This is a genomic window from Streptomyces sp. NBC_00620 (assembly GCF_026341825.1).
GTDB lineage: Bacteria > Actinomycetota > Actinomycetes > Streptomycetales > Streptomycetaceae > Streptomyces.
Window position 1 is genome coordinate 2648338 of the sequence record NZ_JAPENY010000003.1, and the last position, 19637, is coordinate 2667974.

A 19637-nucleotide genomic window follows, 5' to 3' on the forward strand; every position below is an offset into this window, starting at 1 on the left:
CGGGCCCGTACGTCGGAAGGATCCAAAGGAACTACCGGTCCGAAGGAACCATCGGAACTACCGGTCCGAAGGAACCATCCGAAGGAACCTACGCCTTCCACTTCTCCCAGGACATGTTCCAGCCGTTGAGCCCGTTGTCCGGGTCGACGATCCGGTCGTTGGAGTTCTTCACGACCACCACGTCACCGGTCATCGACTGGTTGAAGAACCAGGCCGCGGCCACCTTGCCGTCGTAGCCGCCGCGGACGTCCTTCAGGCCGATGCAGCCGTGACTGGCGTTGTAGTTGCCGAAGGCGCTGCCGCCCCAGTAGTTGCCGTGGATGAAGGTGCCGGAGGTGGTCAGGCGCTGGGCGTGCGGTACGTCCTTGATGTCGTACTCGCCGGCGTAGCCGACCGTCTCGCCGTTCATCCGGGTCACTTCGAGGCGGTCGGTGATGACCATCTGGCCGTTCCAGGTGTCGTAGCCGGGCTTGCCGGTGGTCACCGGGATGGTCTTGATGGTCTTGCCGTCGCGCTTGACCGTCATCGTCTTGGTCTTGACGTCGACGGTGGAGACCTGGCTGCGGCCGATCGTGAAGGACACGGTCTTGGCCTGGTCGCCGTAGACACCGGGCCGTCCCTCGACACCGTCGAGGTTGAGCTCCACCGTCACCTTCGTACCGGGCTTCCAGTACTCCTCGGGACGGAAGTCGAGGCGGTCGTTGCCGAACCAGTGGCCTTCCACTTCCACCGCGGGTTCGGTCTTGATGGTGATCGCCTTCTCGACGTCCTCGGGGTGCGTGATGCCCCGGGTGAAGTTGACGGAGAACGGCATTCCGACGCCGACCTTGGAACCGTCCTCCGGCGTGAAGATGCCGACGAAGGTGTTCTTCGGGGTCAGCGTGGTGAACGCGGACTCCTCGGCGGCCTCACGACCGCCGGAGTCCTTGGCCACCGCGTGGACCTTGTACTTGGTGGATGAGGCGAGGTGCGTCGAGGGCGTCCAGGTGGCGCCCCCGCCCGTTATCTCGCCCTCGACATCGTTGCCCTTGGTGTCTTCGACAGTCACCTCGGTCAGCTTGCCCTTGGCCGCTGTCACCTTGAGGGCGCCGCTGGTGGCCACGCCGCCCGCACCGTCCTTCGGGACGATGGACACGACGGCCTCCGAGACCTTGGTGTCCGCCGTCTCCGAGCTCCCGGTGCTCTTGCCCTTACCGTCCCCGGACCCGGAATCCGAGTCCCCTCCCCCGCCACACGCGGTCACGACGAGCAACAGCACCCCCAGCAGCAGCGCCAGGATCCCCTTGCTTCCGCGTGTCCGCGCGCCAACCGACGGCCCCGATATCGGTCGCCCGTTCAAGTTCGTTCTCCCCTCGCACGGCCTGGTCCAGGCCCGCACCCCAACGCGTCCCACGCGCACATCGCGCTAATTAATCACACGGCCTGAAGCGATGGCTCCCCGGGACTGTCACTGTTCAGTCCCAACTTCAGCCGTGCGTGGGCGAGCCGGGGCCCGTCGTGCGCGTACCCCTTTGTCGCCCTACTTCACCGCGCCGCCCGCCTTCCACTGCTTCCAGGTCATGTTCCACCCGCCGAGCCCGTTGTCGGGAGCGACCTTTTTGTCTTTGCTGTTGACGACCTCGACGACGTCACCGATGAGGCTGCGGTCGAAGAACCAGCCCGCCGGGGTGTCCGAGCTGCCGCCCTTCACGTCCCTGAGGCCCACGCAGCCGTGGCTGACATTGGTGCTGCCGAAGACGCCCTCCGCCCAGTAGTTGCCGTGCAGGAAGGTCCCGGAGCTGGTGAGGCGCATCGCGTGGGGGACGTCCGGGATGTCGTACTCGCCCTTGCCGTTGGCCTTCTTGAAACCGACCGTGGCGCCGTTCATCCGGGTCACCTCGAGCATCTCGGTGACCACCATCTTCCCGTTGTACGTCGTGCTCTTGGGGGCGCCCGCGGTGATCGGCACGGTGGCCAGGAGCTCGCCGTCGCGACGTACCTCCATGGTGTGGTCGGCGGCGTCCACGAGACTGACCTGACTGCGGCCGACGGTGAACGAGAAGGTCTTGTACTGCAGCCCGTACACGCCCGGGGCCGCCTCGACGTCCCGCAGCCCCAGCGTGACCGTGACCTTCGTCCCCGGCTTCCAGTACTTCTGGGGCCGGAAGTCGAGGCGGTCCTTGCCGAACCAGTGCGGGCGGACCTCGACCGCCGGCTCCGCGACCACCTTGACCGCGCGCTCGACGGCGGCCCGGTTCTCGATCTCCCGGTTGAACTCGAGGGAGACGATCATCCCGGTGCCGACGGTGGAGCGGTCCTCCGGGGTGACGTATCCGATGAACCGCTCGTCGGGGACGAACGTCGTGAACGTCGTGTGCCGCGCCGAGCGCCGCCCGTACCCGTCGAGGGCCACCACGTCGACGGTGTACCGGGCGGCGAGGGCGAGCCGCTCGTCGTCGGGCCGCCAGCGCAACCCGTCCTCGGAGATGCTCCCCGGCACCGGGGACTCCTGCGCGTCCTGCTCCTTGACCACCTGCACTGACTCCAGGCGCCCGCTGGACACCCGTACCCGGATCGACTTCTCCGGGCCCACGGCCTTGCTGTGGTCGTCGGGCGAGACGCGGATGACGTCCTCGGGCGACGGTGGTTTGCCCAGCACCTCGTCCATCCCGTTCGAGGTGCAGCCGGAGGCTCCGGCCAGCAGGCCGGCCCAGGTCAGTACGGCGGCCAGCGCGGCCCCTGCGCGCCGCGCGCGTGTCTGTACGTGCTTCACGAGGGGCCCAACGACTGCGCCTCTCTGGGGAAACGTGAGTGCGAGCCAAGCGCTGGGCAGAACAGTGGGGAGAACGACTCGACGGAGAGCGGTGGCCGGGACGCCAACGGCCCTTTTCGCGTCGTTCCATCGAGCCGCAGGAGGCTGACCGGTGTCGAGCGCACCCGAGCAGGAGGCAGTACAGGAGGGGCGTACGGCGGGCGACGTGCTGCCCGCGCAGCCCGCCCCCCTGATGAACGGCGCGTCGCGTGCGGCGCCCGCCGTGTCCGTGTGGCCTGGCGCCCCGACCCCGCTGGGCGCGCGCTTCCGCGTCGGCCCCGACGGCGTCACGGGCACCAACTTCGCCCTGTGGGCGGGTGGCGCGGAGGCCGTCGAGCTGTGCCTCTTCGACGAGGAGGGCGCCGAGATCCGGGTCCCGCTGACCGAGCTGACCCACGAGATCTGGCACGGCTTCGTGCCCGGCGTGCTCCCGGGCCGCCGCTACGGCTTCCGGGTGCACGGCCGCTGGGACCCGTGGACCGGCGCCCGCTGGAACCCGGCGAAACTGCTCCTGGACCCGTACGCCCGTGCCGTGGACGGCGACTTCAGCCTGCCGCCCGAGGTGTACGGGCACGTCCGCGACTGGCCCCAGCAGCAGGTCGCGGACACCGTGCGCGACGACCGGGACTCGGCGCCGTACGTCCCCAAGGGTGTCGTCGTCCATGACGACGAGGACTGGTCGGACGACCACCGCCCCAAGACCCCGTGGGCCGACTCGGTGATCTACGAACTGCATGTGCGGGGATTCACCCGTCTGCACCCCGGGATCCCGCAGGAACTCCGGGGCACCTACGCCGGGTTGGCGCACCCTGCCGCCATCGACCATCTGGTGCGGCTGGGGGTGACGGCCGTGGAGCTGCTTCCGGTGCACCAGTTCGCGCACGAGGACCATCTGCTGCGCAAGGGCCTCAAGAACTACTGGGGCTACAACTCCATCGGGTACTTCGCGCCGCATGCCGGATACGCCGCCTCCGGCACCACCGGTCAGCAGGTCGGCGAGTTCAAGCGGATGGTACGGGCGCTGCACGCCGCCGGTATCGAGGTGATCCTCGACGTGGTGTACAACCACACCGCCGAGGCGGGCGAGTTGGGGCCCATGCTGTCCCTGCGCGGTATCGACAACCGCGGGTACTACCGGCTGCAGTCCGACGCCCGGCGGTACGCGGACTACACGGGGTGCGGGAACACCCTGCACGTGGTGCAGCCGCATGTACTGCGGCTGATCACGGACTCGCTGCGGTACTGGGTGCAGGAGATGGGGGTGGACGGCTTCCGTTTCGACCTGGCCGCCGCGCTGGCCCGGTCGATGCACGACGTCGACATGCTGTCGCCGTTCCTGGCCGTCATCGCGCAGGACCCGGTGCTGCGGCGGGTGAAGCTGATCGCGGAGCCCTGGGACGTGGGGTCCGGGGGCTATCAGGTGGGGGCCTTCCCACCTCTGTGGACGGAGTGGAACGACCGCTACCGCAACGCCGTACGGGACTTCTGGCGGGGGGCGCTGCCGGATGTGCGGGATCTGGGATACCGGCTTTCGGGGTCGAGCGACCTCTACGCGTGGGGCGGGCGGCGTCCGTACGCCTCGGTGAACTTCGTCACCGCGCACGACGGGTTCACGCTCCGGGATCTCGTCTCGTACGAGCGCAAGCACAACGAGGCGAACGGGGAAGGGAACCGGGACGGCTCGGACGACAACCGGTCGTGGAACTGCGGGGCCGAGGGAGAGACGGACGACGAGCGCGTACGGGCCCTGCGGCGGCGCCAGTTGAGGAACCTGCTGACGAGTCTGCTGCTGTCGACCGGGGTGCCGATGCTGGTCGCAGGGGACGAGTTCGGGCGGACCCAGCGGGGGAGCAACAACGCGTACTGCCAGGACAACGAGATCAGCTGGGTCGACTGGTCGTATCTCGACGACCCCGGGTGGCGGGCGCTGTTCGAGTTGACCTCGCGACTGATCGCGCTGCGGCACGAGCATCCCGTGCTGCGGAGGCGGGCGTTCTTCTCCGGGCGGGCGCATTCCGTGGACGGGCTGCGGGACCTGGCGTGGTTCACCGCGCGGGGGACGGAGATGACCGAGCAGGACTGGTACGCGCCGGCCGCGACGCTGGGGATGTATCTGTCCGGGCGGGACATTCCCGGGCGGGACGCGCGGGGGGTGCCTGTCGTGGACGACAGCTTTCTCGCCGTGCTGCATGCCGGGGACCGGCCGGTGAGTTTCGTACTGCCCGGGCCGCCGTGGGCCTCGCGGTACGAGGTGGTGGTGGACACCTCGCGGGAATCGCAGGCGGAGGCTCCCGGGGTGGTGCATCGGGCGGGGGCGGGGGTTACTGTGCCGGCTCGGGCGGTGTTGTTGCTGCGGGTGGTGGGGTGATGTTCTTTCGCCCCCTCCGCCCCTTCCCGTCCCGTTCCTGGGGGCTCCGCCCCCAGACCCCCGTGTCGCGCTGCGCGCTCGTCCTCAAACGCCGGACGGGCTGACTTGTCCAGCGCTTGGACGGCTTCTTGACGCTCAACCTCACCGCTGGCAACGTCCGTCGTCATGAGGATTCCCGCTGATCACCCGTGCGCGCTCGTCGCGCTCGTGGAGCGGCGTCACGTCGATCTGTGCCGGCAGTCCAGCGCCATCTGTCGCTGAGCCCGCGGTCTCCGCTGCCCTCCTTTCTCCTTAATTCCCCTGAATCCTTTCTGCGTGTCCCGTCGTGGGACACGTCTGTTCTGAGGAACCCGCATGTCCGAAATATCCCGTCGGGTCTTCGGTGGTCTGATCGGTGGCGGTGCCGTGACCGCCGTCGCCGGTACGGCCGCCGCCACCGAAGCAGCCGCCGCCGAGCGCCCGTTCCGGGCCAGGACCGCCGCCTCCGGTTCGGGTCGGCGTCCCAACCTCCTCGTCATCCTGGGTGACGACCTCGGCTGGGCCGACCTGTCCTCGTACGGCGCACCGCACATCAAGACGCCGAACCTGGACCGGCTGGCCCGGCAAGGGGTGCGGTTCACCGACGCGTACTCCGGGTCGGCCACCTGCTCGCCGACCCGGTTCAGTCTGTACACCGGGCGCTATCCGGGACGTACGAAGGGCGGTCTCGCCGAGCCCATCGCCAACAGGACCCAGGGGCTCGACCCCAGCCATCCCACTCTCGCCTCCCTGCTGAAGAAGGCGGGATACGCGACCGCGCTCATCGGCAAGTGGCACTGCGGCTTCCTGCCGGACTACGGGCCCACCAAGTCGGGCTGGGACGAGTTCTTCGGCAACTTCGGGGGCGTACTGGAGTACTTCTCCAAGCTCGGGCAGCTCGGCGCCTACGACCTGTACGAGGGTGACGCGGAGTACAAGGACCTGCGCTACTACACGGAGGTGCTGACCGAGCGGGCCGTGGAGTACGTGAGCCGCGAGCACGACAAGCCGTGGCTGCTCAACCTCAACTTCACCACCCCGCACTGGCCCTGGCTCGCGGAGGACGACGCGGAGACCGGCGCCGAGATCGCGGCGAAGATACGGGCCGCGAGCAGCCAGGCGCAGGTGACCGCCGCGCTCCTCCACAACGACGGCGGCTCGGTCGAGAAGTACACGCAGATGGTGGAGAGCCTCGACGCCGCCGTCGGGGAGGTGCTCAACGCGCTGCGCCGGGCCGGTCAGGAGGAGAACACGGTGGTGCTGTTCGCCAGTGACAACGGCGGCGAGCGCTTCTCGTACAACTGGCCGCTCAGCGGAGAGAAGGCCTCGCTGCTCGAAGGCGGTATCCGGGTGCCGACCATCGTGCGGTGGCCCGCCCGCCTCGACGGCAAGCAGGTCAGCCACGAGCCGGCATTCTCACCGGACTGGACGGCGACCCTGCTGGAGCTGGGCGGGGCACGGCCGGACCCGGCGTACCCGCTGGACGGCACCAGCCTCGCCGGGTACCTGCTGCGCGGCGAGGAGGTGGCCGAGCGCGACCTCTTCTGGCGGGTCCGGGGCAACCGGGCGCTGCGGCGCGGGGACTGGAAGTACCACCAGGCCTCCGACGGCGTCGACCACCTGTACGACCTCACCGCGGACTCCCGCGAGCAGGCCGACCTCGCGGCGGACCGGCCGGAGTTGCTCGCGGAGCTCAAGGCCGCCTGGGAGAAGACGGCGGCCGGCCTGCTGCCGTACCCCGCCTCCTGATCAGCTTGGCCTTCACGGTCGCCTCGCTGATGCCCGCCGCCATCGGCCGGTCGTAGGACCAGCGGCCGATCCTGGTACGGCCAAAACTCAGTGGGCGTTGTCAGTGCCGATCCGTAGGCTCCGTGCTGATGGCGACAACACCTGTAACCACCAAGGACCCTGAGAAGACCGGTGGCCGGTCGGCCGTGCGCACGCTGCTGCGGCTGTGGCCGTACGTCCGGCCGGTGCGCGGGCGGCTGTTCACCGCCGCGTTCGTCGCGGTGCTCGCCTCCTGTACGGGGCTGGTGATTCCGCTCGTGCTGAAGTGGATGGTGGACGGGCCGGTCGCCGACCGGGACTCCGCGGGGGTGTGGCTCGGTGCGCTGTATCTGCTGCTGTTCGGGCTCGCGGAGGCGCTGCTGTTCGGGCTGCGGCGGTGGCTGGTGGCACGGCCCCTGGCGGGTGTCGAGGCGGCGATGCGGGCGGATCTGTACCGGCACCTGCAGCGGCTGCCGGTCGCCTTCCACGACCGCTGGGCCTCCGGTCAGCTGCTGTCCCGGGGCACCACGGACCTGATGCTAGTGCGCATGTTCCTGGCCTTCCCGCTGACCTTCCTGTTGGTCAACTCCGTGACGATCCTCGCGGGCATGGCCATCATGCTGGCCCAGGAGTGGACGCTCGGGCTGGTGCTGCTCGCTCCCGCGGTCCCCGTGATGTTCGTCTGCTGGCTCTTCGAGCGGCGGTACTCGAAGGTGGCGCGGCGGGCGCAGGACCAGGTGGGCGACCTGACGACGGTCGTCGAGGAGAGCGTGCTCGGCATCCGCATCATCAAGGGCTTCGGGCGCCATCGCAGCCAGGCCCGCGCGTTCCGCGAGCTGTCCGGGACCCTGCGCGGCACGGAACTCGCCAAGGCCCGCCTCCTCGCCTCCATCTGGGCCGTCATCGTCACCCTCCCCGAACTCGCCATCGGCACCGCCCTCGTCCTCGGCACCATCCAGGTAGCCGACGGCCACCTCTCCGCCGGCACCCTGGTCGCCTTCCTCTCCACCGCCCTCGCCCTGCGCTGGCCGGTCGACTCCATCGGCTTCCTCCTGGCAATGAGCCAGGAGGCAGCAACAGCGACGGAAAGGTACTTCGAGGTAAGGGACGAGAAGCCGGAGTCCGTCATAGCTGTGGGCATGCGTGCCGCTAGGGGCGGCACGGGTGGGCACAGCGGCACCTCGCAAGCGCCGAGCAGCGCACCCACCCCAAGCCCAGCCCCCACCCCGCCGGCAGATTCAACAGGCCCCGGCGGACTCCAGTTCCACAACGTCCGCTTCCGCTACCCCGACGCCCCCGAGAACACCCCACCCATCCTCGACCGCATCGACCTGCACATCCGCCCCGGCGAATCGATGGCGCTGGTCGGAGCAACAGGCACCGGCAAAACCACCCTCACCGCCCTGGTCCCCCGCCTCCACGAGGTAACGTCCGGCCGCATCACACTGGACGGCGAGGACATCACGGCAATCCCCCGCGAGGAACTCCGCACCCGCGTAGCCATGGCCTTCGAGGAGCCCACCCTCTTCTCGGCAAGCGTCGGCGAGAACGTACTCATGGGCGCCGAGGACGGCGCGGGCGAAACAGAGTTGGACCAGGCGCTAGCCGTCGCGCAGGCGGACTTCGCACACGCGCTGCCCCACGGCACGGACACCCAGGTAGGCGAACAGGGCCTGAGCCTCTCCGGCGGCCAGCGGCAGCGCCTCGCCCTGGCGAGAGCGGTCGTAGGCAGCCCCCGCTTCCTGGTCCTCGACGACCCCTTGTCGGCCCTGGACGTGCACACGGAGGCCGCGGTAGAGGCGGCACTGCGCCGCGTACTGGCGGACACGACCGCCCTGATCGTGGCGCACCGCCCGTCCACGGTCCTGCTCGCGGACCGAGTGGCCCTGCTCTCCGCCGGCCGCATCACCGCGGTGGGCACCCACCACGAACTACTGCGCACGAACGCCGAGTACGCCCACCTGATGTCAGGCACCGAGGGCACAGAGGGCACAGAGGAGGACGACCGATGACGGCGCCCACGACGACCGCGCCGGGCAAGGACAAGGGCAGGGACAAGGCCAAAGGCAAGGGCACGCCCGCACCACAACCCCCGCAGCACACGGACCCCTTCGACCGCGACGCCCTCCCCACGCCTCCGGGCGCGACCGCCGCACTACTGCGCTCGCTGCTCGCCCCGCTCAGGTCCCGCGTGGTCCTGACCTCCGTCCTGCTCCTGCTCCAGCAGGCCGCGGTCCAGGCGGGCCCGCTGCTCGTCGCGTACGCCATCGACCGCGGCGTACCGGCGTTCAGGAGCCACGACAACGGCCCGCTGATCGCGGTGGCGGTCGCGTACCTGCTCTGCTCGGTGGCCTCCGGCGCGCTCCAGTACGCCTTCATCCTCGCGTCCGCCCGCGTCAACCAGGACGTGCTGCTCGACCTGCGCGGCCGTATCTTCCGGCACGCGCAGGCGCTCAGCATCGACTTCCACGAGCGCTACACCTCGGGCCGGCTGATCTCCCGTTCCACGACGGACGTCGAGTCACTGCGTGAACTCCTCAGCGAGGGCCTGCAGGAGCTCGTCACGGTCATCCTGTCCTTCGTCTACATCTCGGCGATGCTGCTCTGGCTCGACCTCGGTCTGGGCGCCGTGGCGGTCGCGTCCTTCGTGCCGCTGTATCTGCTCATCCGCCTCTACCAGCACCGCGCCGGCCGTATCTTCGCGATGCGCTCGACCGCCATCGCCGCCGTCATCGTGAAGTTCGCGGAGACGATGAACGGCATCCGCCCGGTGCGCGCGTTCCGCCGCGAGGCCACCAACGACGCGGAGTTCGGGACGCTCAACCGGCACCACGAGCGGACGAACGGCGACGCCATCCTGGAGATGGCCCGCTATGTCATCGGCTCCCGCCTGGTCGCCAACACGGCCGTCGCGGGGATCGTGCTGTGGGGCGCGCACCGGGTGGTCACGGACTCGCTGGCGCTGGGTGTGCTGGCCGCCGCCGTGCTGTATCTGCGCCGCCTGTACGACCCGATCGACCGCCTGGGCATGTTCCTCAACTCCTACCAGTCCGCGGCGGCTTCGCTGGAGAAGATCGCGGGCCTGCTGGCCCAGGACCCCTCAGTGCCGGAGCCGGCCGCGCCGAAGCAGCTGCCCGCCCTCGCCTCCGAACACCCCGGCCGCGAGGTCGTCTTCGACGGCGTCCGCTTCGCCTACCGCACCGGCGGCGAGGTCCTGCCCACCTTCGACCTCACCGTCCCGGCCGGGCAGACGGTGGCCGTCGTCGGCTCGACGGGCGCGGGCAAGTCGACGCTCGCCAAGCTGCTGGCCCGCTTCTACGACCCCACCGACGGCCGGGTCCTCCTCGACGGCGTCGACCTGCGCGAGCTGTCCGTGCCGGAGCTGCGGCGCGGGGTGGTGATGGTGACCCAGGAGGCGTTCCTGTTCTCCGGCACCGTCGCCGAGAACATCTCCATCGGCCGCCCAGACGCGACCCGTGAGGACATCGAGCGCGCCGCGAAGGCGATCGGCGCCCACGACTTCATCAGCTCCCTGCCCGAGGGCTACGACACGGACGTACGCAAACGGGGCGGCCGTATCTCGGCGGGCCAGCGCCAACTGGTCGCCTTCGCGCGGGCGTTGCTCGCCGACCCGGCGGTCCTCATCCTCGACGAGGCGACCAGCTCCCTGGACGTCCCCGGCGAACGGGCGGTCCAGCGCGCCATGTCGACAGTCCTGCGCGGCCGTACGGCGGTGGTCATCGCGCACCGGCTGTCGACGGTGGAGATCGCCGACCGGGTCCTTGTGATGGAGCACGGCCACATCGTCGAGGACGGCACTCCGGCCGAACTCGTCGCGGACCGCGGCAAGTTCGCCGATCTGCATCGGGCGTGGCAGGACAGCCTCGTATAGCGCGTCGGAAAGCTCGAGTCAGAGGATGGAACGGATGATCGACGCGTACGAGGACCCGGGCACGCCCGACTGCCGTGGCGGCGGCCGGTATCTGTGGTGGCTGTGCACCAGACAGGCGGGCCGGTCGGTGGCGGGGGCACTGCTGGCGAGCGTCTGGATGGGGCTGCTCGCGCTGACTCCGTATCTGCTGTCGCGCGCGATCGACGACGGTCTGGAGCCGGGCGACGAGGCGGCGCTGGTGGGCTGGGCCGCGGCCATGCTGGGCGCGGGGGTGTTCAACGCCTTCCTGGGCGTCCTGCGGCACCGCACGATGACCAAGGTCCGGATGGACGCCCACTTCCGTACGGTCAAGGTCGTGGTGGGGCAGGCGACCCGGCTGGGGGCCGCGCTGTCGCGCCAGGTGGGGGCCGGTGAGGTCGTCACGATCGGCGTCGGCGACGTCCAGACCATCGCCACCTCGCTGACCGTCGTCGGCCCCGGCGTGGCCGGGGTCCTCACCTACGGCGTGGTGGCCGCGCTGCTGCTGTCGGTCTCGGTCCAGCTGTCCGTGGTGATCCTGCTCGGCGTGCCGGTGATCACCGTGCTCCTCGGGCCGATGATGGGGCGGCTGCAGGGCGCGGAGACCGAATACCGCGAACGGCAGGGTGTGCTGACCGCCCGGATCGGTGACCTCGCAGGCGGCTTGCGTGTCCTCAACGGGCTTGGCGGCAAAGGGCTGTTCGCCGACTCCTTCCGCCGCGACTCGCAGGAGCTGCGGGCGCAGGGGTACCGGGTCGGGGCGGTGACCAGCTGGATCCAGTCGCTCGGGCTCGGGCTGCCGACGGTGTTCCTCGCCGTCGTGACCTGGCTGGCGGCCCGGCTGGCCGCTCAAGGGTCCATCACCATCGGCGAGTTGGTGTCCGTGTACGGCTATGTCGCGGTCCTCGTGATGCCGGTGGCGTTCCTCATCGAGTGCGGCTATCAGGTCAGCCGGGGGCTGGTGGCCGCCCGGCGCGTCGTACGGTTCCTGGCCCTGGAGCCGCTGGCCACCGACGGCGCCGCACGGGACGCCCCGGCGGAGCCGTCGGCACTCCTCGATCCGGAGTCCGGTGTGCGGGTGGCGCCGGGGAAGCTGACCGCGCTGGTCGGCGCCCGCCCTTCGGACTCCGCCGCGGTGGTCGACCGGCTCGGGCGGTACGCGGAGTCGGCGGCGACCTGGGGCGGCGTACGCCTGGACGAGATCGACCTGTCCCAGGTGCGGCAGCGGATTCTGGTCGCGGACAACGAGGCCGATCTGTTCGCGGGCACCCTGCGCGACCTGGTCTCCGGCCGGCGCGACCACGAGGAACAGGCCATCTCCCGGGCCGTGCACGCGGCCGTCGCGGACGACATCGTCCTCGGACTGCCGGACGGACTCGACTCGGCCGTCGACGCGCAGGGCCGCAGTCTCTCCGGGGGCCAGCGGCAGCGCGTACGCCTGGTGCGGGCGCTCCTCGCCGATCCCGAGGTACTGCTCGCCGTCGAGCCCACTTCCGCGCTCGACGCCCACACCGAGGCGACCGTCGCCGCCCGGCTGCGGGTTGCGCGCCGCGGCCGTACGACGGTGGTGACCAGCACGTCACCGCTCATGCTCGACCAGGTGGACACCGTGTCCTACCTGGTGGACGGCAAGGTCGCGGCCAGCGGCAGTCATCGCGAACTCCTCGACGGGGAGCCGGAGTACCGCGCGCTCGTGGCCCGCGACACGGACGTAGAAGACGCAGAGGACGCAGAGAACGAGGAGGCCGTGCGATGAGCGGGCAGCTGCCGGTCGCCGCGGAGGCCGACGTGCGCCGGGCCTCGGTCCGGCTGATCAGGGCGGACGGGCGGGCCTTCGCCGTCGTGCTCGCCCTCAACGCGCTGGCCGCCGGGGCCGGTCTGGTCGGGCCCTGGCTGCTCGGCCGGATCATCGACGAGGTGCGGGGCGGGGCAGGGGTGGGCGTCGTGGACCGGCTGGCGCTCGTCATCCTGGGGTGCGCGCTGACGCAGGTGCTGCTGGCGCGGGCCGCCCGGTATGTGGGACACCGTTTCGGGGAGCGGACGCTGGCGCGGGTGCGCGAGGAGTTCGTCGAGCGGGCGCTCGCGCTGCCCGCCTCGGTGGTGGAGCGGGCCGGCACGGGCGATCTGACGGCGCGCGGCACCGCGGACGTCGCCATGGTGGGCACCACCCTGCGCGACGCCCTGCCCGAACTGCTCATCTGCTCGGTGCAGTCGCTGTTCATCCTCGGCGCGGTCTTCGCCATTGACCCGCTGCTCGGCGGCTGCGGGGTCCTCGGCCTGGTCGGCATCTGGTTCGCCACGCGCTGGTATCTGCGCCGGGCGCGCACCGCCTATCTCGCCGAGGGCGCCGCCACCTCGGAGGTGGCGGAGATCCTCGGGGCCACCGCCTCGGGCGCCCGCACCGTCGAGGCCTTCGGACTGCAGCGGCGCCGGACTCTGGCGAGCCGGGACGCGATCGAGACACTCCGCCGCACCCGGATGCGGACGCTGTTCCTGCGCAACGTGTTCTTCCCGCTGGTGGAGACCTCGTACGCCGTCCCCGTGGTCGCCGTGCTCCTTGCGGGGGGCGCGCTGCACGCGCGGGGTGCGATGAGCCTGGGTGCGGTGGTCGCGGCGGCGCTGTATCTGATGCAGCTCGTCGACCCGCTGGACACGATCCTGAACCGGGTCGAGCAGTTGCAGAGCAGCAGCGCGTCCTTCGCCCGTGTGGAGGGGCTCGCACAAGCCCCGAGGGCCACCTCTTCGGCCGGCTCGCCCGCCCCGGTGGACGACCGGATCGACGTGACGGACGTGCGCTACTCGTACGACCGCGGGGGTGAGGTGCTGCGCGGGGTCGACCTGACCGTGCGGCCCGGGGAGCGGCTGGCCGTGGTCGGCCCGTCCGGCGCCGGGAAGACCACGCTGAGCAGGCTGCTCGCGGGTGTCGACGCGCCGAGCTCGGGCTCGGTGACGGTGGGCCGGGTGCCGATCGTCGGCCTCGATCCGGAGCAGTTGCGGCGGCAGGTCGTCCTCGTCACCCAGGAGCACCACGTGTTCCTGGGCACGGTCCGCGACAATCTGCTGATCGCCGAACCGGCCGCCACCGACGCCGAGTTGTGGGCGGCGCTCGCGGCGGTCGGCGCGGACGACTGGGCCGGGGAGCTGCCGGACGGCCTGGACACCGAGCTGGGCCCGGCCGGACACCCCACGGACGGCTCGCGCGCCCAGCAACTCGCCCTGGCCCGCGTCGTCCTGGCGGACCCGCACACCCTCATCCTCGACGAGGCCACGGCGCTCCTCGACCCGACGACCGCCCGCCACACGGAGCGCGCGCTGGCCGCCGTACTCGAGGGACGCACCGTCATCGCCATCGCGCACCGCCTGCACACCGCGCACGACGCGGACCGGGTGGCCGTCATGGAGGACGGCCGGCTCACCGAACTCGGCACGCACGACGACCTGGTGGCGGCGGATGGCGCGTACGCGGCGCTGTGGCACTCGTGGCACGGCGAGGGGCGGCCCGCCGGCTGAGGTCCGCCCACCGAGGCCTGCCGGTTGAGTTCCCGGGCCCGCGTCCGCGTGAGGAGAAGCGTGCGCCTGCAAGGCTCAACCAACCCTCCGTATACCGAACATGACCACCCGGACAACGAACGATTTCCGGCCAACTTCTTGATGCGCTCCTGACAGACAGCGCATTCCACTGCCACTCTTCCCACGGCTACTTCACAGCAACCCCACAGCAACACCAGCAACATCGCTGTGCCGTGCCGCAACACCTCCGCACCTGCACATGGTTCCGCGTACCGCCCTGTTCTGCCCGGACGGTCACCCTTCGTCCGGTCTCCCCTGGCCGTGCGACCCGCGGCCACGCAGAAGGAGTCAGTGTTGAGAAGCAGCTCCCCTCACAGACGCACCCCCCACACCCAGCGGCGTCGCGCCGCAGCCGTCGCCCTCGCGGGCGTCGCCGCCCTGATCGCCACGGCCGTCCAGTCGGGCGCCGCGACCGCCGCCCCGGAGAAGGCACCGTCGGCCGCGGGCAAGGTCAACCCGGGCGCCGTTCCCGTGAAGCTCTCCCCCGCCCAGCGCGCCGCGCTGATACGCGACGCCGAGGCGGCCAAGGCGGACACCGCCGCGGACCTGAGCCTCGGCGCCAAGGAGAAGCTCGTCGTCCGGGACGTCGCCAAGGACGCGGACGGCACGGTCCACACCCGCTATGAGCGCACGTACGACGGACTCCCGGTCCTCGGCGGCGACTTGGTGGTCGACACCGCCAAGTCGGGTGCGACCGAGGGCGTCGTCAAGGCGACCCGGTCCGCCATCGAGCCGGCGACGACCACCGCCGCGCTGCCCGCCGCCGGCGCCAAGACGCAGGCCCTGGCCGCCGCGAAGGCGGAGAAGGCCAAGAGCCCCGACGTCAACCGGGCGCCCCGCAAGGTCGTCTGGGCCGCGAGCGGCACGCCGACCGTGGCGTGGGAAACGGTCGTCGGCGGCTTCCAGCACGACGGCACCCCGCAGGAGCTGCACGTCGTCACGGACGCCACCACGGGCAAGAAGCTGTACGAGTGGGAGGCCATCGAGACCGGCACCGGCAACACGGTGTACTCCGGCACGGTCACGCTCGGCACCACTCAGTCCGGAACGACGTACAACCTGACCGACGGCGCGCGCGGCGGCCACAAGACGTACAACCTGAACCGCGGCACCTCCGGCACCGGCACGCTGTTCTCGGGCTCCGACGACGTGTGGGGCAACGGCCTCGCGTCCAACCTGGAGTCGGCCGGCGCCGACGCCCACTACGGCGCGGCGCTTACCTGGGACTACTACAAGAACGTGCACGGCCGCAGCGGCATCAGGGGCGACGGAGTGGGCGCGTACTCGCGGGTCCACTACGGCAACAACTACGTCAACGCCTTCTGGTCCGACAGCTGCTTCTGCATGACGTACGGCGACGGGTCGGGCAACGCCAACCCGCTCACCTCGATCGACGTCGCCGCGCACGAGATGACGCACGGTCTCACCTCCGCCACCGCGGGGCTCGTCTACAGCGGCGAGTCCGGCGGTCTGAACGAGGCGACCTCCGACATCTTCGGCTCCACGGTCGAGTTCTACGCGGCGAACTCCTCCGACGTCGGTGACTACCTCATCGGCGAAGAGATCAACATCAACGGCAACGGCACGCCGCTGCGTTACATGGACCAGCCGAGCAAGGACGGCGCGTCCAAGGACAGTTGGTACTCGGGGATCGGCTCGATCGACGTCCACTACTCCTCGGGTCCCGCGAACCACTTCTTCTATCTGCTGAGCGAGGGCAGCGGCACCAAGACCATCAACGGTGTCACCTACAACTCGCCGACCGCCGACGGGCTCCCGGTCACCGGGATCGGCCGCGCCAAGGCGGAGCAGATCTGGTTCAAGGCGCTCACCACGAAGTTCACCTCGACCACCAACTACGCGGCGGCCCGCACCGGCACGCTCGCGGTGGCGGGTGAGCTGTACGGCACCACGAGCGCCGAGTACGCGGCGGTGCAGAACGCCTGGGCGGGCGTCGCGGTAGGCGCCCGGGCCGGCGGCGGTGGCGGCGGTACGTCGTTCGAGAGCACGACCGACGTATCAATTCCGGACAACGGAGCGGCGGTCACCTCCTCGATCGCGGTCACCGGGCGTACCGGCAACGCGCCGACGAACCTCGCGGTCGCCGTCGACATCGTGCACACCTACATCGGTGACCTCCAGGTGCAGCTGGTCGCCCCCGACGGCACGGCGTACACGCTGAAGGCGTACGGCACCGGCGGGAGCGCGGACAACATCAACACCACCTACACGGTGAACGCCTCCTCCGAAGTCGCCAACGGAACCTGGCTGTTGAGGGTCCAGGACAACGCGGCCGTGGACACCGGCTACATCAACAGCTGGAAGCTCACGTTCCCGTAGAGGGTCCCGAAGACAGGGCGCCGTCCCGGAGGTTCAACTCCCCGGGGCGGCGCCCTCTTTTGCCCGGCCAGGGGTTTGCTTTGACGTCTCCTTTACGAAGATCGAGTCCGCATTACGTACAGCGATCTTCACCCAACGGACGTTTTTCGGCCAAGATTTAATCGGCCTCCTGACATGTACGCGCCCCAGGTGTCACTCTTCCACCGCACGGCTCACCCGCACCGCAACTTCACCTTCCGTTCGGCCACCCCATGCCGTTCGGTCGCCCCCACGAAGGAGTTCGTTGTGACCCCCCTCTACGCGCGTCACAAGCGCACCACTCTGGCCATCGCCACCGCTGTCGCCGCCGGAGCCCTGCTCGCCACCGGTATGACCACCGGTGCCTCCGCCGAGGTCGCCGCGGCCCCCACCGCCAAGCCGACGCTTCCCGGCGCCCAGATCCAGCTGTCCGCAGCGGCACGCACCTCCCTGATCCAGGAGGCCGACGCCGCAACTCCCCAGACCGCCAAGGAGATAGGCCTCGGCGCCAAGGAGAAGCTCGTCGTCAGAGACGTCATCCAGGACGCGGACGGCACGCTCCACACGCGCTACGAGCGCACGTACGACGGACTCCCGGTCCTCGGCGGCGACCTGGTCGTCCACGAGACCGCGGCTGGCAAGACCGAGGGCGTCACCAAGGCGACGAAGGCGACCATCAAGGTGGCCTCCCTCACGCCGGCCGTCACCTCCGCGAAGGCCGAGAAGCAGGCCCTGACCGCCGCCAAGGCCGCCGGCTCGGAGAAGACCACGGCCGACGCGGCGCCCCGCAAGGTGATCTGGGCGGCGAACGGCACCCCCGTGCTCGCCTACGAGACGGTCGTCGGCGGCCTCCAGGACGACGGCACCCCGAACGAGCTGCACGTCATCACCGACGCGGCCACCGGCGCGAAGCTGTACGAGTACCAGGGCATCGAGACCGGCACCGGCAAGAGCCTGTACTCCGGCACGGTCACCCTCGGCACCACGCTGTCGGGCTCGACCTACCAGCTGACCGACACCTCGCGCGGCAGCCACAAGACGTACAACAAGTCGCACACCACCACCTCGTCCGCGGGCACCCTGTTCACCGACGCGGACGACACCTGGGGCACCGGCGCGGCCTCCAGCTCGACCACCGACCAGACCGCGGCCGTCGACGCCGCGTACGGCGCACAGGTGACCTGGGACTTCTACAAGAACACCTTCAACCGCAGCGGCATCAAGAACAACGGCGTCGCCGCGTACTCCCGCGTCCACTACGGCAACGCGTACGTCAACGCCTTCTGGGACGACAGCTGCTTCTGCATGACGTACGGCGACGGGTCCGGCAACGTCAAGCCGCTCACCTCGCTGGACGTGGCGGGCCACGAGATGACCCACGGCGTCACCTCCAACACCGCTGGCCTCAACTACAGCGGTGAGTCCGGCGGTCTGAACGAGGCCACCTCCGACATCTTCGGCACGGCGGTCGAGTTCTACGCGGCCAACTCCTCCGACGTCGGCGACTACCTCATCGGCGAGAAGATCAACATCAACGGCAACGGCACGCCGCTGCGCTACATGGACCAGCCGAGCAAGGACGGCGCGTCGGCCAACTACTGGTCCTCGACGCTGAAGAACCTGGACGTCCACTACTCGTCCGGCCCGGCCAACCACTTCTTCTACCTGCTGAGCGAGGGCAGCGGCGCGAAGACCATCAACGGGGTGAGCTACAACTCCCCGACGTCCAACGGCGCCACGATCACCGGCATCGGCCGGGCCAAGGCCAGCCAGATCTGGTACAAGGCGCTGACCGAGTACATGACGTCGACGACCACGTACGCGGGCGCCCGCACGGCGACCCTGAGCGCGACGGCCGCGCTGTACGGGTCCACCAGCACGGAGTACACGACCGTGGCGGCGACCTGGACCGCGATCAACGTGAGCTGACGCTCCGGCACCGGCTGACTGGGCGGTACCCGGCGGGAAGGCGACTCCGGGTACCGCCCTACGCTGTGCCCCATGCCCTACACGTACGAGGACGTGGGCGCGACCCGCGAGGACCGCTGCCCGCCGGGTTTCCACCGACTGCATGTCCGCACCAGGATCGGCGAGGGCGAAGCCGTCTTCCGTCGCGCCTCCGAAGCCCTCATGACCTGGGAGATGCACCGGGAGATGAGCGGCGTCAGCATCACCTCCGACGCCGACAAGGCGGCCCCCGGCGTCGACGTCATCGTCGGCCTCGGCCCCCTCAAGGCGCCCTGCCGCGTCGTCTGGACGGTCGAGGAGTACCGCCGCACCGCCTGGGCGTACGGCACCCTGACCGGCCACCCGGAATGCGGCGAGGAAGCCTTCGAGATCACCCGCACCGGCGACGGCACCGTCTGGCTCACCATCACCGCCTTCAGCCGCGGCGCCAAGTGGTACTCCCGCGCGGGCGGCCCGGCGACCCGGGGGCTCCAGCACGCGTACGCCCAGCGGTGCGGGAAGGTGCTGCGGCGACTGTGCGCGCCGTTCGAGCAGATCTGACCGGCACCGGACCCCCGACGGTCACAGCAGCCGGGCCACGAGCACCGTCACGCCGGCCGTGCCCCACGCCGCCACGACGCCGAAGACCAGTTGGACGAGGTCCCACTGGACGCGGGGCACCCAGCGGCCGGCGCGTCTGCGCAGGGTGGCCCAGCGGGCGATGTCCGGCCTGCCGGTGAAGAACGCCGCCGCGGCCGTGCCCAGGACGAGCCCGGCAGCGGCGGCGGGCACGTCCGGAAGCGGGGCGTACGACGTCGCCACGACGGCCGCGCCCAGCCCGCCGAACAGCCAGGCCCCGCACCCGATGAGCAGCACCAGCGTGGCGCCCCTCTTGTCGAGGATCACTC

At 70.4% G+C, this 19637-nt stretch carries 13 protein-coding genes; 10 read left to right on the forward strand and 3 right to left on the reverse strand.

Going from position 1 to position 19637, the window contains the following annotated elements; all coding sequences use genetic code 11:
- Window positions 1–88: 88 nt before the first annotated feature.
- Together OG246_RS42640 and OG246_RS42645 are read right to left on the reverse strand one after the other, a co-directional pair.
- Complete coding sequence (locus OG246_RS42640; protein WP_266474857.1) at window positions 89–1339, reverse strand: Ig-like domain-containing protein; 1251 nt, start codon at window positions 1337–1339, stop codon at window positions 89–91.
- Window positions 1340–1519: 180 nt separating this feature from the next.
- The gene (locus OG246_RS42645; protein ID WP_266474858.1) at window positions 1520–2752 is read right to left on the reverse strand and encodes an Ig-like domain-containing protein; all 1233 of its coding nucleotides are present in this window, start codon (window positions 2750–2752) and stop codon (window positions 1520–1522) included.
- Between the two features lie 151 nt (window positions 2753–2903).
- Between OG246_RS42645 and glgX the strand changes: the two genes are divergently transcribed.
- From glgX to OG246_RS42690, 10 genes are all read left to right on the forward strand, one after another.
- Window positions 2904–5159: a glycogen debranching protein GlgX gene (gene glgX / locus OG246_RS42650; RefSeq protein WP_266474859.1), complete on the forward strand. Its 2256-nt coding sequence runs from the start codon at window positions 2904–2906 to the stop codon at window positions 5157–5159.
- Between the two features lie 165 nt (window positions 5160–5324).
- Window positions 5325–5420 (forward strand): putative leader peptide, encoded by a 96-nt coding sequence (locus OG246_RS42945; protein WP_353962481.1) that lies wholly within the window; start codon window positions 5325–5327, stop codon window positions 5418–5420.
- A gap of 93 nt (window positions 5421–5513) precedes the next feature.
- Entirely contained in the window at window positions 5514–6926 is a 1413-nt protein-coding gene (locus OG246_RS42655) for a sulfatase (RefSeq protein WP_266474860.1), read from the forward strand.
- Between the two features lie 128 nt (window positions 6927–7054).
- On the forward strand, window positions 7055–8956 hold the full coding sequence (locus OG246_RS42660; protein ID WP_266474861.1) for an ABC transporter ATP-binding protein: 1902 nt from the start codon (window positions 7055–7057) through the stop codon (window positions 8954–8956).
- Window positions 8953–10836 carry an ABC transporter ATP-binding protein gene (locus OG246_RS42665; RefSeq protein ID WP_266474862.1) on the forward strand — a complete coding sequence of 628 codons (1884 nt, stop codon included), beginning with the start codon at window positions 8953–8955 and terminating at the stop codon, window positions 10834–10836. Before OG246_RS42660 ends, OG246_RS42665 begins: the two co-directional genes overlap by 4 nt.
- Window positions 10837–10870: 34 nt before the next feature.
- Window positions 10871–12610 (forward strand): ABC transporter ATP-binding protein, encoded by a 1740-nt coding sequence (locus OG246_RS42670; RefSeq protein WP_266475079.1) that lies wholly within the window; start codon window positions 10871–10873, stop codon window positions 12608–12610.
- On the forward strand, window positions 12607–14364 hold the full coding sequence (locus OG246_RS42675; protein WP_266474863.1) for an ABC transporter ATP-binding protein: 1758 nt from the start codon (window positions 12607–12609) through the stop codon (window positions 14362–14364). Before OG246_RS42670 ends, OG246_RS42675 begins: the two co-directional genes overlap by 4 nt.
- Window positions 14365–14718: 354 nt before the next feature.
- Complete coding sequence (locus OG246_RS42680; protein WP_266474864.1) at window positions 14719–16764, forward strand: M4 family metallopeptidase; 2046 nt, start codon at window positions 14719–14721, stop codon at window positions 16762–16764.
- A gap of 285 nt (window positions 16765–17049) precedes the next feature.
- Complete coding sequence (locus OG246_RS42685) at window positions 17050–18711, forward strand: M4 family metallopeptidase (RefSeq protein ID WP_266474865.1); 1662 nt, start codon at window positions 17050–17052, stop codon at window positions 18709–18711.
- A 72-nt stretch (window positions 18712–18783) separates the two neighbouring features.
- Window positions 18784–19290 carry a DUF1990 family protein gene (locus OG246_RS42690; RefSeq protein ID WP_266474867.1) on the forward strand — a complete coding sequence of 169 codons (507 nt, stop codon included), beginning with the start codon at window positions 18784–18786 and terminating at the stop codon, window positions 19288–19290.
- A 21-nt stretch (window positions 19291–19311) separates the two neighbouring features.
- Here OG246_RS42690 and OG246_RS42695 read toward each other — a convergent pair whose 3' ends face one another.
- Window positions 19312–19635: a hypothetical protein gene (locus OG246_RS42695; protein ID WP_266474868.1), complete on the reverse strand. Its 324-nt coding sequence runs from the start codon at window positions 19633–19635 to the stop codon at window positions 19312–19314.
- Window positions 19636–19637: the final 2 nt, after the last annotated feature.